The organism is Thermococcus sp. LS2 (assembly GCF_012027375.1).
GTDB lineage: Archaea > Methanobacteriota_B > Thermococci > Thermococcales > Thermococcaceae > Thermococcus_B.
This window is the reverse complement of sequence record NZ_SNUI01000001.1, coordinates 331,078-344,883: the sequence shown is the minus strand read 5'-3', so window position 1 is coordinate 344,883 and position 13,806 is coordinate 331,078. Positions and strand designations below refer to the sequence as shown.

Sequence of the window (13,806 nt, the reverse complement as noted above, 5' to 3'; positions counted from 1 at the left end):
TGACCTCTAAATTTCTTTTTGTTTTCCTTGACAAAATACAACAACTAAAAGTGGTTTTATCATAATCCTTATATAGTTGAGTCGTGTAACTTTTAGTGATTTACTGTACTGAGGTGAGGGTTAATGAACCGAAAAGCAAAAATTGTAGGGCTTTTGGTTTTTGTCATTTTAGGAGCGATAGTAAGTGGTTGCATAGGTGGTGAAAAGACAACAACGCCGACTACTTCTGAAGCGGTAAAGCTTATTTGGCTTTCGACACAGCTGAATCCACCTGAGGAGAGAGTTTTTGTTCAAGAGCAACTCCTTAGCGAATTTAAGAAAGAGACAGGAATTGACGTTGATTTCATACCCATAAGTTATTCTGATATGGCTACAAGGCTTGAGGCTGAGGAAAAAGCTGGAAAGGTCACTATTGATGTCATCGGCGACTTGCACGGTGGTCTTGATTACTTTAACTCAAAAGGCTGGCTTATGGACTTAAGCGGAATGCCGAAGCTTGAGGGAAGGACTTTCATAACAACCTTTGAGAAGTATGCGACAATTGGAGGAAAGAAGGTTTACGTCCCATGGATGAGTGCTACATACGTCATGGTGATCAACAAGAAGGCATTTGATTACTTACCAGATGGACTCACAAAGGAGGATGTTATGAAGGGAACTGACAAGTGGACTTACGATGCATTCTTAGCTTGGGCTAAGAAGCTTAAAGAGGCAACAGGAAAGCCGCAAGTTGGATTCCCAGCCGGACCAAAAGGATTGTTCGTTAGATTCCTCCACGGATACATCTACCCAGCTTACACAGGCTACCAAGCAAAGGCATTTGACAGCCCAGAGGCAATTACAATGTGGAACTATCTCAAAGAGCTCTGGCCGTATGTAAATCCAGCAAGCACAACTTGGGATGCAATGGCTGAGCCACTCTTAAGAGGAGAAGTCCTTATAGCATGGGATCACACTGCAAGAATCAAAAACGCAATTGAGACAAGCCCAGATCAATTCGTAGTTGTTCCAGTGCCGAGAGGACCAAAGGGAAGAGGATTTATCTTAGTAGTTGCGGGATTGGCAATTCCAAAGGGTGCTCCACATCCAGAAGAAGCATGGAAGTTAATTGATTACCTCACAAGACCAGAGACACAAGTTAAAGTCCTTGAGAAGGTTGGATTCTTCCCAACAGTCAAAGAAGCAAGTGGGGTATTACCAGAAGGACCGCTTAAGATTCTGGCTGAGGGTGTTGCTGCACAGTCCGCAACACCAGATGCAGTTGTTGCAATGATCCCAAACCTTGGAGCAAAAGGTGGTGAATTCAAGGACATCTACAGAACAGCATTTGAGAGAATTGTCCTCAAGGGTGAAGACCCAGCTGCGGTTACAAAGGAGCTCAAGCCAAAGCTTATTGCACTCTTTGAGGAACAAGGCGTAGAAGTTCCATGAGGGGGGAATATGAAGGTTAAGGCCTCCCATCTTCCCTATCTTTTAATTTTGCCGGCTTTTGCATATCTGATGTTCTTTGTTGGTTATCCTCTTATTCAAGCTCTGTATTTGGCTTTCACTGAGAATGGTGCCTTCTCTCTTGCAACTGTTAGCAGAACGATTGGCGACCCTCGCTTTTGGGATGCCCTTAAATATACTATTGGTTTGGCTGCTGTGATTGTGCCTACCCAAGTTGTTTTAGCGCTGATTTTGGCTCTCGTAATGAACAGGGCTTTTAGAGGTAAAGATTTAGCCCTTTATGCTTTAATAATTCCTCTTACGATTAGTGATGTTGCTGCAGGTTTGATTTGGTATGCAATGCTATCTCCAAGCGGATTCTTGAATAAGCTCTTTCTAAATATTGGATTAATCGACAATCCGGTTTATTTCTTCGGCTATCAATTTAGGCACATGGAATTTTTGGCAATAGTTCTAGCAGAGCTTTGGAGGGCGACTGCAATTGTATTCGTTATTATCCTTGCTGGTTTGCAGATGATAAGTCCAGAGTACCTTGAGGTAGCGGAAGTGTTTGGAGCAAATTATTGGACAAAGTTAAGGAAAATAGTGATTCCACTATTAAAACCAAGCATTCAAAGTGCCTTAATCATAAGGACGCTCTTTGCAATGCAGGTCTTCGGTATCGTCTGGATATTAGCAGGAAGGGATATCCCAATTTTGGCTGGAGAAGGTTTCTATCAGCTTACCGAGATTAAGGATTACGGCGTCGCTTCAATTTATGCATTAACAATAGCCGCGCTTTCAATTGTTCTTGGAGCCATGTACATCAAGTTCATGAGAGCTGAGTATTTGGAGGTGAAAGAATGAATGAGAAGACAAAGTTTATGCTTAAGCAAATAGCCTTTTACACGTTCGTTTTTACGGTCGTTGCTTGGATAGTTGTGCCATTGATAGTGGCAACCCTTTATGCATTTTCTTCAAAGCTTGATTACTATGACCCTAGCAAGATAATCCCCTTCCACTATACAAAACAGTGGGTCAATACTTTGCTATTTGTACTCGGGGCTCTTGATGCTATTAAAAACAGCATCATCGTGGCAGTTTTGACAATAATTATAAGCTTTGCTCTTGGAATTCCCGCAGGTTATGCAATAGCAAAGTTCATATTCCCAGCAAAGGATACTATAAAGCTCTCAATAATTGCATTAAGAATGTTTCCAATCCCTGTTATGGCGATACCTTTGGTTGTGCTTTACATTAGGCTGAATCTCATAGATACTTTACTTGGTGTTGCATTAGCTCACACTGCAATGGCTCTTCCCTTTGTTGTTCTCATAACCTCGAGCATTTTTGCTGGAGTTTCCAATGAGCTTGAAGAGGCTGCAATGGTCTTTGGGCTAACAAGGCTCGGAGCATTCCTTAAGATAACCCTTCCATTAGCCCTTCCTGGATTGGCAGCAGCTGCAATGTTTACCTTTGTCATGTCGTGGAACGAGGTCTTTGTTGCATCAGTTTTAACTCTTCAACGCAGAACTCTGCCTGCTCAAATATTATCAATAATGGCAGGAGCTACCGGTGGGGCTGCACCTGATTATTACAAATTTGCTGCTGCATTTATAATGATGCTTCCAGCTATGTTGTTCATCTTCTTCGCAAGGAAGTATTTAATCACAATGTGGGGTATAACGCTCAAGTGAGGTGTTAAAATGGTTGAGGTTAGACTTGAAAACCTCAAGAAGTATTTTGATAAGGGACGGGTAAAAGCAGTTGATGGAATAAACTTAACGATAAAGGATGGAGAATTTTTGGTCCTTTTAGGACCGAGTGGCTGTGGGAAAACAACAACGCTTAGAATGATCTCTGGACTAGAGGTGCCAACGGCAGGAAAGATATGGTTTGGAGACAGGGATGTAACGTATCTGCCTCCAAAAGACAGAAACATTTCGATGGTCTTCCAGAGCTATGCAGTATGGCCGCATATGAAGGTCTACGACAACATAGCGTTTCCATTGAGGATAAAGAAATATTCAGAAGATGAAATTAGAAAGAAAGTTAAATGGGTTGCCGAGCTTTTGCAGATAGGGGAGCTTTTAGATAGATACCCTGCACAGCTGAGTGGTGGTCAGAGGCAGAGAGTGGCGGTTGCTAGGGCTATTGTTGTTGAGCCTGACGTTCTCTTAATGGACGAACCTCTCTCAAACTTAGATGCAAAGCTCAGAGTCATGATGCGTGCTGAAATTAAAAAGCTCCAAGCTCAGCTTAAGGTTACGACAATTTATGTTACCCACGACCAAGTTGAGGCAATGACAATGGGTGATAGAATTGCTGTGATGAAGCAAGGAAAAGTTCTACAAGTAGGACCTCCAGTTGAAGTTTACTCCAAGCCAAATTCAATCTTCGTTGCAACTTTCATAGGAGCTCCAGAGATGAACATTGTTGATGTTACTGTTAAAGAAACCGATAGGGGCGTTGTTTTAGAGGGGGAGGGATTTGAAGTACCTCTTCCTGAAGATTTGGGAGAATTACTTAGAGATTACATTAATAAAACTGTTGTGTTCGGAATAAGACCAGAGCACATGACTGTTGAAGGCATCTCCGAATTTCTGCACGTCAAAAGAAAAGCCAAGATTAAGGGTGTGGTTGATTTCGTAGAAGCGTTAGGAACTGATACAATAATCCATGCAAGGGTTGGAGGTAAAATCATAAAAGTTAAAATACCTGGTCATGTACCAGTGGAGTTAAAGAGGGAAATTAGCATAATCATAGACCTCGACAACATTCATGTCTTTGATAAGAGCACTGAAAAAGCGATAATCTGAGGGATAGTATGAGCGAAAAAGAACTTAAAGAACTCCTCAAGGAGCTGGGATTCAATGAGTATGAGGTTAGTGCATACCTTACTCTAATCAAGGAAGGGCCTTTAACAGCCGGTGAATTGGCAACTCTATCAAAAGTCCCCCAGCCGAGGATATACGACGTAATTAGAACTCTCATGGGCAAAGGACTTGTGATTACGATGGGAGGGAGGCCAAAGAAGGTTGTTGCTATTGATCCGGACAAAGTTTTTAGCGAAATAGAGCAGAAATACGTGAGGAAAGTAAGCCTTGTTAAGGAGATGCTCAAGGAGCTTTACAATCCCGGTGAAAGTGAAGTTGGCAGTATAATTGTTGTCAAGAGCAAGATAACCTTTGAGAAATATGTAAAAGAAGCAATCAAAAATGCTAAGAGGCACATCTCTTTAGCACTCCCATCTTCCTTCTTAATGCGGATTCAAGATGACCTAATGAGAAAGAAACAGATGGGCGTCGAGATAGATTTATTTGTATATGGCGTTGGTGAAGTACCCCCAGTTGCTCATAAAATAAAAGTCAGAGAGGTCTCTGATCCCTTCATTCTAATTCAGGATAAAGAGACCGGAATTTATGCACCGAGTGAGGCTTTGATGTCAAAAACCTCGAGCCTTCGCGGCTACGCGATGATAATTAAAGACGAAAATCTGCTTTTCATGTTTGACAGATATTTTTATTACGCCCTCTGGCCTACTGGAAAGACTGTGTATGAAGAGGAAAGGAATCTGGTGCTTCCGAAGGAGTACATCCACATAAGGAAGCTCGTCAGGGATATACGGCTCTTTAACTTGGTGAATTCAAAAGTTAAGATAATAGGAAAGTTTGTTAAAAGCGGAGAGCCCGTGGAAATTGAAGGCAGAATAGTTGATTACTACGAGGACAAAGCTAAGGTCATCTCTAATATCACTGTTGAGACTGAAGACGGTAAGAGATACATTGTTGGTGGCTGGAAATCTTCTCTTGAGGACATTGAGGCTGATTTGTTAATATTGAAAGAAAAGGGAAGCTAAATTATTAAAGATACCAAGTCCCAGATTGCCTTTTCTGGGTCTTTTGCTTTTGTGACTCCGCTTGCTAAGAGAACACCAACTGTTCCGAGCTCTAAGGCCTTCTTTACATCTTCTCCCGTTGAAATTCCAGCACCACAGAGGACTTTCACGTTTGGATTAACCCTCTTGACAAGGTCTACTGTATCTGTAATAACCTCTGGTTTTGCTTTGCTAACCGGTATGCCTGTTCCGATGAGCTCTGGCGGCTCAACAGCGACGTAGTCTGGGTCTAAGGCGGCAACAGCTGCTGAAACCTTTGGATTGTTTGAGCAAACCATCGTCATCAAGCCAACTTCTTCTGCTCTCCTTATTGCCGCCTCAAGGTCAGCCAAAATCATTCTGTTTTCGGAATGGTTCAAAAGGGTTCCAACAGCTCCAGCCTCTTTAACTGCCTCCGGTAAGACATGGCCCGTATGGCTTCCAGGCTTTATTGGATCGATATGCTGGGCAAAGACTGGAATCTCAACCTCTTGGGCTATTCTATAAAGATCTGCCAACTGCGGAGCGACAACGATCATTATTCCTGTCTCTTTGTAAACTTTCTCAGCGGCTTTTGCAATTCTCAAAGCTCCTTCTCCGGTAGCTTGAGCGTAGGTCTTAAAATTGATTGCAATAATTGGCTCTTTCAACTTCATATTACCACCTCCAAAATTGAATAAAGAATGAAAGCTCAAATAGTCCAATCAACTCCCAAAATTTCGCTGTAAGTATCAAGCACTCTCTTTAGATATTCCTTTGCCGTTCCGACTTTGTCCTTCTTGAACTTCTCCGCCCATTTCTCGTTGCCAAACTCTTCTGCACCTGCAGCAACTAAATCAATCACCCTCATTGAGTCCCAGAATACAGGTTCATAGCCAGCTTTCTTTGCGTAGCTTATTAATCTCCTTAACTGCTTCTTAGAATGCTCCTCCATTTCAACGTTCTCGCCATAAGCTTCGAGGAACAGAGCCTTTAATACGGGCTTAAGCCAACCTCTGTGGAATCTACACCAGCCAATGTTGTCGTACCAGAACTCCCAAGTTGCACTCGCTATAATTTTGCTCGCCAGCTCCTCAGGCTCAAGGAAGACTCCAAACTGGTAGAACGTCCAGTATCTTCCCTGGATTGGCAACGGAATATAATTGCCGATTGCCCAGTACATTGTTGGGCAAATCTCTCCATCCTCGCCGAGAGGTGTAAAGACTGCGTAGTCCTTGAAGCTCTCACCGTAGTTTAGTCTATCTTTGAACTTCTCATCAAGAATTGCACTTGCTTTTCTCTTTCCTAGGCCCAAAATTTTAGTAATCTCTGTCTCTGCAAAAGCAACTCTGTGAGCTAACTCAGCGACCAGTTTAGCGTTCTTTTCGCTTGCTTCAACAGGTTTTAGGATCAGAGCGTCTTTGCTGAACTCTGGCTTATCACTTAAGCCAACTTCCTCTGGTTTAAGAAGTCCTCTGTAAACGAGCTCAAGAACCCATGCAGCTAAGCCACCAAATTCGATTGCATCAAAGCCCATAGCATCAACTGCATGGACGCTTATGTCGCTTGCGTAGAGGTAGATGCTTCCGCTTAATGGACCGTTTGCCTCATAAGGCTCATATTCAACGTGATGCCCTTTGCGGAACTTCTTACAGACAACAGGACATGGTTCACCACATGTAGTCCAGTTCTTTGTCTCAATTGCTTCCTTGTTAAAAGGCTCCCAGTAGTGCTTCATTATGTTTTCGTGAATCTTGATTCTCTCCTCTTTGTTAATGTAGGGCATCTGCCAGTTTAGAATTGGTACGAAGTCTCCTTCAGCTGGGTAGTTTCCTCCAAAGGTCCCCCCGGTTTTCAGCTTTGGATTGTAGCGGTACTTGGTTGTTTTCTCTCCAATAACTTGGAACATTGGCTTCTTGTGGACTCCTTCCACTATCTGCTTTACAACTTTAACGTTTCCTATGTCCTCACCAGGGAACTTCTTCTTCGCCTTTCCACCGAAGATTATTGCGACGACGTTGTGAGCTCTAAGTAAAACACTTCCAGAACCGCCACGGGCGGCCCAGTCTTCTCCACCTTCAACTCTCTTTCCGTTCTTGAGAACTTGCGAGAAGATTGCGCCGAAGTTTGTGTTAAGAGAGGCAGGTCCAACACAGGCAATTCTAAATTCGCTGTCAAATTTGTCCTTGAAGTTGTCTATGAGGTATTCAGTTAGGGCGTAAACTCCCTCTTCTCCTTTGTATCCCTTCCAGATTTCAAGGACCTTTTCCAACTCTATTTCATGTAGCTCAACGCTGACGTTTTCTCCATCTCCTTGTAGCAGAATTACGGTTGGCTTCTCTCTCTTACCTTCAAGAACTACAAAGTCCACTCCAACTCTCTGGAACTGATACGCTGCTCCACCCATCGCTGAAGGGAAGATGACTCCGTAGAGCGGTGAGCGGAAGACGAACATCAATCTGTGTGCTCCCGGAAGGACAGAACCAGCAAACGGGCCCTTCCCAAAAACCGTAACGTTCTTCGGGTCATAAGGATCAAGCTCATATGTTTTGTAAACTTCATCGTGAAGGTAAAGAGCGTAGTCAATGATTCCGTAGATTCCTTCCTTTTCCACGCTTTCCATTTTGATATCTTCGCTGTCCAGCTTAATTTTGAGAACCGTGAACTTCATACTAATCCCTCCGTATCACTCTGAGTGTTAGTTTTAGAAAAGAATTATTTAAGGTTTTTGAATTGAGAAAGTTCGCAAAAGCATGTACAAATAAGTACGTGAAAATTAAAAAGAATAAAGGCTTTAGAGGGGCTCAAATCTGTCTTTAAGTCTTTCAAGAACGTGTGGTAGAGTTGTGTACTCCATCTCTTCAAGTGGCAATCTGTGTGGCTCGAATGGTCCATGTCTCCTTATGTAATCTGTAATCTCCAGTGCTTTTTGTCTTGCCCAATCAAATGCTGGATCGTCAAAGAGGTCAACTGGGCCAATTAGCTTTCCATCTTTGTTTATTTGCCAACCCAAAGCTATTACTCTTGGAGGACCATCAAACCTTGAGGGTGTTGCGTACTTTAATGGGACAGGCATTATTGGTCCGTTGTGAGAACCTCTCATCCAACCGCTTACCAAGTGTGGGAATGCGAATGGCTCTAAGACCTCTCCCAAAGCTGGCAAACCGCTCTGGGCTCTTACTATTGCAACTGGGTCGTCTTTTCCTACGTACTCACCGGCAATTTCAAAGAGCTTTTCAGTGCTGACAACAGCAACTGGCTCGTCTTTTGGGATTTTGTGTCCTTCTTTGGGGAATACCCCTTTGATTACGTACCTTGACTTTGCACCGATCAATGCTAAGATGTCGTAGAGTTCCTCTGGGGAGTTTAGAATAACTCTCTTGTGTTCTCTGATGTCCCAGATTTCAAATCTGAAGCCCATGTGCATGTTGGGGTCAATTACAAGTCCAGCAGTGTTGAATGGGTCAGCGAACATTCTGAAGATTGGCAGGTTGAATGCTCCTGGCTCAGTTTTGTCCATGTGGAACGTAACTATTGGCTCGCTTTTCCTTAGGGTAATTTCCATCTCAGCTGCTCCTGGACCCATTCCTCTAATATTTCCACTGAATGCATTTTTTAGCAAATCTTGTCCTGCTCCATAAAGGCCAAGCTCTTTGGCTACTTCAGTTGCCTCTTTGAATGCGTTCCAAGCCAAGCCGTGGATATCTGGGCTGTCAACTCCCTTCTTGTGCGTCATTATCAATTGCAAATCATCACCGCAGTATGTGACGTGGAAGTCAATGATTGTTCCCTCTTCTTTTGCTTGTGCTAAAACTTCCTTTGCCTTCTCTATCAAGGCTGGATGAACCTTGTGATGCCCTGGCCAGCCTCCAATATCTGCCTTTATAACGCTAATTGTTATTTTTTCTCCAACTGCCATTGTTCGTCACCAAGTAACCCTATGTTATTTTAGCCTTATAAAATTTTGTTAGGCAAAAATGTATCACTACAAATGATACAAAAATCCGAAAAAAGTTGCTGATTTATGAAAACATTTACTTGTAAAATATAAAAGAACTGGGGAAGATTCTTTATATTTATCACTCGCAGATATCAGTCCATCCAAACTCCTCTTTAACAACTTTGATTAGGTTTTTGAGCTCCTCTTTCTTGATGTTCACACTGCTTGTTGCTCCCACTAGAGCTATAATTCCGTGAATCTCTTCTTGTACTTGTATGACATCATCACTGACCTTCATGACCTTAAGTTCCCTCTTGGCCACCTCATCTTCGCTAATCTTAAATTTATCTTGTCCAATCATTATTACAGTCATTTCTACCACTACAATATTTTTGTAAGCTAAAGTTAATAAAACTTTCCGCAAAATTAGGGGTAAAACTTATAAGCTGATGCATAGCTAAGGAGTATTGGGTACGGGGGCGTGGTGTAGCCTGGTCCATCATCGCGGGCTCCAGAGGTGTGAAGACAGGCGGGTTTGCTGATTGGGGATGAGCCTTTGGAGCTCTGACCCGGAGAAACCCGCGGACCGGGGTTCAAATCCCCGCGCCCCCACCATTCTCTCAAACTTTGTCTGTGCGAAGTTTAATTAAGGTTCGTACGTCTCTTTTGAATTACTAGTCTTAAACGTGGACTCACTTTTCAATTGGCAGTTTTAGAGTGTTTAACTCAAAATAGCGCCCTTTGGGTGCGGAAAGAAGAGGAACAAAATCTAAAGTTCTGATTTTGGATTGAGCCCACATTGGTTGACCGTTAATAAAAGACGTACAAACTCATCCCAGCTTTTTGGAAGAGAGTTACACTTTGATCAAACTTTGCTCTGCAAAGCTTGTGCAGGGCTCATTCAAGTCCTCGCGTCATCATAAAAATCAGAAAGGAGAACGGTAATCATCGCCCTAGATAATCATATCTCCTCTTTTACAGTCACAAACGAAACCATCGTTACAGTTTGGTCAATACCCTTTATTTCCCGTAGCTTGTCAATGACTATCTTTCCAATATCTTCAGCTGAAGGAGCTCTAACCTTTATGAGCAAATCCCATTCTCCGGCTATAATGTGAACTTCATAGACTCCCTTAATGTTAGCCACTCTCTCTGCAACTTCTCTCTGACTTAATCCAGAATCTGGATCATAGCGTGCTAGTATGAATGCCGTTGTTCCTAGGTTAAGCTTTTTGTAGTTCGGTTTTATAGTGAACCTTTCTATAATCCCCTCCTCAACGAGCTTCTTTATGCGGTAGTGAACGGTTGTCCTGGGTATGCCCAACTTTTTGCTGAGTGTTGCTATGTTCTCTCTCGCGTTTTCTTTCAGCTCTTCAAGGAGTCTTAAATCAATTCTATCCAAGACTTCCCCCATTCTTAGTCCCTCACCTTGTTGTCATTTCTCCAATTTATGACCTATCATTTTTGTCGTTTAACCATTATATAAGGTTTTCTTTTAGCCATTTTGAGAATGTTGCAAGTGCCCTCCCTCTATGTGATATCTTGTTCTTTTCTTCAGTTGTCATTTCGGCAAAAGTTTTGTCAAATCCCTCGGGAATGAATATTGGGTCAAATCCAAAACCTAAGCTTCCTCTTTTTTCGTATCCAATTCTTCCCTTCACAATCCCCTTAAAGATATGCATCTCCCCATCATAATACCCAATAACGCTCTTGAAGTATGCTTTTCTGTTCTCAACGCCTTCCATGAGCTTTAGAATTCCCTCGTTCCCAAGGGTTTTAAAGACATATGCAGAATAAACTCCTGGAAATCCGTCTAATGCCTCAATGAATAGCCCTGAATCATCTATAAAAAACGGTTTGTCAAGCTTATCTTTGAGCCAGTTAAGTGCGAATTCAACAACATCTTCAAGCTCTTCTGCTTGAATTTCTGGATATTCAATTTTTTTCTGAATAATTTTGATTCCTAAAGGTGCGAAATATTTTTGAGCTTCTTCGACTTTACCTTTGTTTGAAGTTATGAACACTATCTCCATATTCCTCACCAATAACGGTCAGGTACTTCAATCCCAAAATAAAAGTTTTTTTGTAATTGGAAACATGGAGATAACAAAGAAGAAAAGGGATTGATATCATTCAGTCAATAATGTAGCCAATCTTTTCAACGAGTTCTCTTCTCTCTTTCTTCTGTTCTTCTGTCTCAATTTTGTTTGCTGCTTTGCCGTCAACTATTCCAAGTACGGCTCTTCCCAGCTCTGTTTCTGCAACTATAACTTGCATTGGATTTTCACTTGCTCCATAAACCATAGCAACTGCAGGGTGGTTTTTAACTGTGTTGAGAACGTTTATTGGAAATGCATTTCTCATAAGAATTACAAACACATGCCCAGCACCAATTTTTACAGCATTCTTTGCAGCAAGCTCCTCTAGTTCTTTGTCATTCCCGGTATATCTTGTCAGCTGTGGTTTTGCCTCATTCATGGCTATTCCAAATTTAATCCCTGGAACGGTTGTCAGTAATGCTCTCGCCAGGTCATCGACTGTGAATATTGAGAAATTGCCTTGTCCGATAATGCATTCAACGCCTTCTGGTTTTTCAATATCAACAACCTCAATCTTAACCATAACCACCACCAAAAATAATTTAATTATGAGGACATAAAACTTTTTCTTAGGGAGGTCGAATGAGCGAGGTAAAAATTGAAGAAGTCGAGTATCTAGTTGAAATCTTGGAAAAGTATCCGCGTGAGAGTCTTTTAAAGATAGCAAAGAACGAGGGCATAGATTACTATAAGCTTAAGAGGCTTTATGACAGGTATTATGGTAAATATGTTCATGTTTCTGCCATCTATGATATTGCAAAGCTTGGATTAAAGAGCTATGTGGCTTTTCTATCTGTCCCTAGAGAAGATATAAGAATGGTTGCACTTCAAATGTCCAAGAATCCGTTTATTCCTTCAATAGCAGCGATGTTTGGATTTAAAAACGGTATTTCCGCTGTTCTCCACGTCCCAAAAGAACAGACAAATCTGATAGATGAGCTCTTATCAAGATACTCTGACGACTATGAATATTACGAAGTGAGAGCTTATCCGGAGAAACCTAAGGAGTTTGGAGATTGGAATTTAAGCTATGAGTATGCTGTTTTAATGGACATACTGAAATATGATGCTAGAACTAGTCCAACAAAAATGTCAGAGATTTTGGGAAAATCTAGACCTACAATTAACTACATGATTAAAAGGCTCGAAGAATTAGGAATAATTAGAGGATACCATGCAATGGTTGATATGACTGCATATGACAGAGGCTTCTGTGGCATAACCGATGAGCTTTCTGATGTTATTCTTAAGAAGTTTAGGGATTATGAAATTCTCCTCGGAGTTCTAAAGCCTAAAGGGTATCTTGTTGAGTGGTATTTCTCTTCGAAAGAGGATATTGGGGCTAAGATATTCGAATTCAGCAGATATGTTAAGAAGGTTGCAATTTACTATTTTGACTTGCTGGAAGGAATTGAGCCAAACTACAAGTTTTCAGAGAGGGTAAAAAAGGATGGAAGTGGATATAGGTCAATTTTAGAGTTCTAAATTGCAGTATTCAACCCCAAATATATCTCCGCTCGCTTGGTATTCAAGTGCTCTGCAGTCATGGCAGAGATATTTGAATGGACAAGTGCTGCAGCCTTCAATGCTGTCTTTAGTCAGCTTCCAGAAGTTTTTGAGTCTTTTCTTCCTTAAAAGCTGCTTTATGCTTTCCTTCTTGGCATCTCCAACGATATAGTTTCTTAGGAGTGGACAAGGCAAAGCGTATCCATCAGCTGTAATTGCTAGCGTTCCAGCAAGGCAGTCATGATAAGTGTTGGCAGTTGGTGTATGGATTCTCTTCATCTCAATGATGTTGAAATTAATGTGTCTCAGCGACCCTGGGTAGAGTATGTCAAGATATACCTCACCCTGGAACTGGGGTGGATGCTTTATGAACTCTTTGTATTGGTCATATGTCAGCATTATGAGTGCTCCATGTACCCACTTAAGTTTTTCAAGCTTTTTGAGGTTTTCTTGAGAGTATTCGAGTTCTACTATAAAGTTAATGTCTTCCTCCGGAGATATCTTTTCAACATCTTCTAATCTAACGATGGCGTAAACTTCCTTAATCCCAAGAGCAGCGGCATACCTTGCAATTCTGGCTAGATACTCAACACTGTCATAGTTAGTTAGGTAAATCTCTCTTCCCCTAGCAAAATAAAACTCTTTAATGATTTCTTTAACTCTTTCAACACTTAATGGCTCCCTTCTTAGTATGAAGTTATTGTTCCCAATACACCCAATAGATCTTGGAATACCCGTAACTTCGGAGAATTTCCCTTTACCACTACCGAGCTGAAATATTAATCGCTCAAGCTTCCCCGAATGGGAGTAGTTGCTCCACGGTGGCTTTGCTATAGTTGCGATGTTCCATGTTCCTTTTATGCCGACCTGAGGAACATTGACACTGATTACCTTCTCCATTAGCTCCACCGGGAATAGAATAGGGAAACGGAGCTATATATACTTTTTCTATGCGGATTTTTATTACCACAGCACTT

The 13,806-nt window shown here is 41.8% G+C and carries 14 protein-coding genes and 1 tRNA gene; 7 read left to right on the top strand and 8 right to left on the bottom strand.

What is annotated here, in order from left to right:
* The first annotated feature begins 123 nt into the window (after positions 1 to 123).
* From E3E24_RS01805 to E3E24_RS01785, 5 genes are read left to right on the top strand one after another with little or no spacing between them, the layout of a single operon-like run.
* On the top strand, positions 124 to 1,431 hold the full coding sequence (locus E3E24_RS01805) for an ABC transporter substrate-binding protein (RefSeq protein WP_167915546.1): 1,308 nt from the start codon (positions 124 to 126) through the stop codon (positions 1,429 to 1,431).
* Between the two features lie 9 nt (positions 1,432 to 1,440).
* The gene (locus E3E24_RS01800; protein ID WP_167915545.1) at positions 1,441 to 2,295 is read left to right on the top strand and encodes a carbohydrate ABC transporter permease; all 855 of its coding nucleotides are present in this window, start codon (positions 1,441 to 1,443) and stop codon (positions 2,293 to 2,295) included.
* Complete coding sequence (locus tag E3E24_RS01795; RefSeq protein WP_167915544.1) at positions 2,292 to 3,125, top strand: carbohydrate ABC transporter permease; 834 nt, start codon at positions 2,292 to 2,294, stop codon at positions 3,123 to 3,125. The genes E3E24_RS01800 and E3E24_RS01795 overlap by 4 nt, the downstream gene beginning before the upstream one ends.
* 9 nt (positions 3,126 to 3,134) lie before the next feature.
* Entirely contained in the window at positions 3,135 to 4,247 is a 1,113-nt protein-coding gene (locus E3E24_RS01790; RefSeq protein ID WP_167915543.1) for an ABC transporter ATP-binding protein, read from the top strand.
* Between the two features lie 8 nt (positions 4,248 to 4,255).
* Positions 4,256 to 5,287: a TrmB family transcriptional regulator gene (locus E3E24_RS01785; RefSeq protein ID WP_167915542.1), complete on the top strand. Its 1,032-nt coding sequence runs from the start codon at positions 4,256 to 4,258 to the stop codon at positions 5,285 to 5,287.
* Here the strand turns inward: E3E24_RS01785 and tpiA are convergent.
* The 4 genes from tpiA to E3E24_RS01765 form a co-directional block, all read right to left on the bottom strand.
* Positions 5,284 to 5,961, bottom strand: coding sequence for a triose-phosphate isomerase (gene tpiA, locus E3E24_RS01780; RefSeq protein WP_167915541.1), 678 nt, complete (start codon positions 5,959 to 5,961; stop codon positions 5,284 to 5,286). The two genes, E3E24_RS01785 and tpiA, sit on opposite strands and share 4 nt — an antisense overlap.
* Positions 5,962 to 5,996: 35 nt before the next feature.
* Positions 5,997 to 7,955 carry a glyceraldehyde-3-phosphate:ferredoxin oxidoreductase gene (gene gor, locus E3E24_RS01775; RefSeq protein WP_167915540.1) on the bottom strand — a complete coding sequence of 653 codons (1,959 nt, stop codon included), beginning with the start codon at positions 7,953 to 7,955 and terminating at the stop codon, positions 5,997 to 5,999.
* 123 nt (positions 7,956 to 8,078) lie between these two features.
* Positions 8,079 to 9,203 (bottom strand): fructose-1,6-bisphosphate aldolase/phosphatase, encoded by a 1,125-nt coding sequence (fbp, locus tag E3E24_RS01770; RefSeq protein ID WP_167915539.1) that lies wholly within the window; start codon positions 9,201 to 9,203, stop codon positions 8,079 to 8,081.
* Between the two features lie 160 nt (positions 9,204 to 9,363).
* Positions 9,364 to 9,597 (bottom strand): hypothetical protein, encoded by a 234-nt coding sequence (locus E3E24_RS01765; protein ID WP_167915538.1) that lies wholly within the window; start codon positions 9,595 to 9,597, stop codon positions 9,364 to 9,366.
* Between the two features lie 102 nt (positions 9,598 to 9,699).
* Between E3E24_RS01765 and E3E24_RS01760 the strand changes: the two genes are divergently transcribed.
* Positions 9,700 to 9,839, top strand: a tRNA-Trp gene (locus tag E3E24_RS01760).
* A 346-nt stretch (positions 9,840 to 10,185) separates the two neighbouring features.
* Here E3E24_RS01760 and E3E24_RS01755 read toward each other — a convergent pair.
* The 3 genes from E3E24_RS01755 to E3E24_RS01745 all read right to left on the bottom strand — a co-directional run bounded on the left by E3E24_RS01755 (position 10,186) and on the right by E3E24_RS01745 (position 11,846).
* Positions 10,186 to 10,638: an Lrp/AsnC family transcriptional regulator gene (locus E3E24_RS01755; RefSeq protein ID WP_167915537.1), complete on the bottom strand. Its 453-nt coding sequence runs from the start codon at positions 10,636 to 10,638 to the stop codon at positions 10,186 to 10,188.
* Between the two features lie 64 nt (positions 10,639 to 10,702).
* The gene (locus E3E24_RS01750) at positions 10,703 to 11,257 is read right to left on the bottom strand and encodes an XTP/dITP diphosphatase (protein ID WP_167915611.1); all 555 of its coding nucleotides are present in this window, start codon (positions 11,255 to 11,257) and stop codon (positions 10,703 to 10,705) included.
* A gap of 100 nt (positions 11,258 to 11,357) precedes the next feature.
* Positions 11,358 to 11,846: an adenosine-specific kinase gene (locus E3E24_RS01745; protein WP_167915610.1), complete on the bottom strand. Its 489-nt coding sequence runs from the start codon at positions 11,844 to 11,846 to the stop codon at positions 11,358 to 11,360.
* 59 nt (positions 11,847 to 11,905) lie between these two features.
* On the opposite strand from E3E24_RS01745, the gene E3E24_RS01740 reads away from it, so the two are divergent.
* The gene (locus E3E24_RS01740) at positions 11,906 to 12,808 is read left to right on the top strand and encodes an Lrp/AsnC family transcriptional regulator (RefSeq protein WP_167915536.1); all 903 of its coding nucleotides are present in this window, start codon (positions 11,906 to 11,908) and stop codon (positions 12,806 to 12,808) included.
* On the opposite strand, the gene E3E24_RS01735 is transcribed toward E3E24_RS01740, so the two are convergent.
* Positions 12,797 to 13,729 (bottom strand): SPASM domain-containing protein, encoded by a 933-nt coding sequence (locus tag E3E24_RS01735; protein WP_167915535.1) that lies wholly within the window; start codon positions 13,727 to 13,729, stop codon positions 12,797 to 12,799. The genes E3E24_RS01740 and E3E24_RS01735 overlap by 12 nt on opposite strands.
* Positions 13,730 to 13,806: the final 77 nt, after the last annotated feature.

Excerpts from the sequence above, each read along its gene's own strand:
- E3E24_RS01805 (WP_167915546.1), top strand. The coding sequence starts at position 124 with ATGAACCGAAAAGCAAAAATTGTAGGGCTTTTGGTTTTTGTCATTTTA.
- E3E24_RS01735 (WP_167915535.1), bottom strand. The coding sequence starts at position 13,729 with ATGGAGAAGGTAATCAGTGTCAATGTTCCTCAGGTCGGCATAAAAGGA.
- E3E24_RS01755 (WP_167915537.1), bottom strand. The coding sequence starts at position 10,638 with ATGGGGGAAGTCTTGGATAGAATTGATTTAAGACTCCTTGAAGAGCTG.
- E3E24_RS01740 (WP_167915536.1), top strand. The coding sequence starts at position 11,906 with ATGAGCGAGGTAAAAATTGAAGAAGTCGAGTATCTAGTTGAAATCTTG.
- fbp (WP_167915539.1), bottom strand. The coding sequence starts at position 9,203 with ATGGCAGTTGGAGAAAAAATAACAATTAGCGTTATAAAGGCAGATATT.
- E3E24_RS01795 (WP_167915544.1), top strand. The coding sequence starts at position 2,292 with ATGAATGAGAAGACAAAGTTTATGCTTAAGCAAATAGCCTTTTACACG.
- tpiA (WP_167915541.1), bottom strand. The coding sequence starts at position 5,961 with ATGAAGTTGAAAGAGCCAATTATTGCAATCAATTTTAAGACCTACGCT.
- gor (WP_167915540.1), bottom strand. The coding sequence starts at position 7,955 with ATGAAGTTCACGGTTCTCAAAATTAAGCTGGACAGCGAAGATATCAAA.
- E3E24_RS01790 (WP_167915543.1), top strand. The coding sequence starts at position 3,135 with ATGGTTGAGGTTAGACTTGAAAACCTCAAGAAGTATTTTGATAAGGGA.
- E3E24_RS01750 (WP_167915611.1), bottom strand. The coding sequence starts at position 11,257 with ATGGAGATAGTGTTCATAACTTCAAACAAAGGTAAAGTCGAAGAAGCT.
- E3E24_RS01785 (WP_167915542.1), top strand. The coding sequence starts at position 4,256 with ATGAGCGAAAAAGAACTTAAAGAACTCCTCAAGGAGCTGGGATTCAAT.
- E3E24_RS01800 (WP_167915545.1), top strand. The coding sequence starts at position 1,441 with ATGAAGGTTAAGGCCTCCCATCTTCCCTATCTTTTAATTTTGCCGGCT.
- E3E24_RS01745 (WP_167915610.1), bottom strand. The coding sequence starts at position 11,846 with ATGGTTAAGATTGAGGTTGTTGATATTGAAAAACCAGAAGGCGTTGAA.
- E3E24_RS01765 (WP_167915538.1), bottom strand. The coding sequence starts at position 9,597 with ATGACTGTAATAATGATTGGACAAGATAAATTTAAGATTAGCGAAGAT.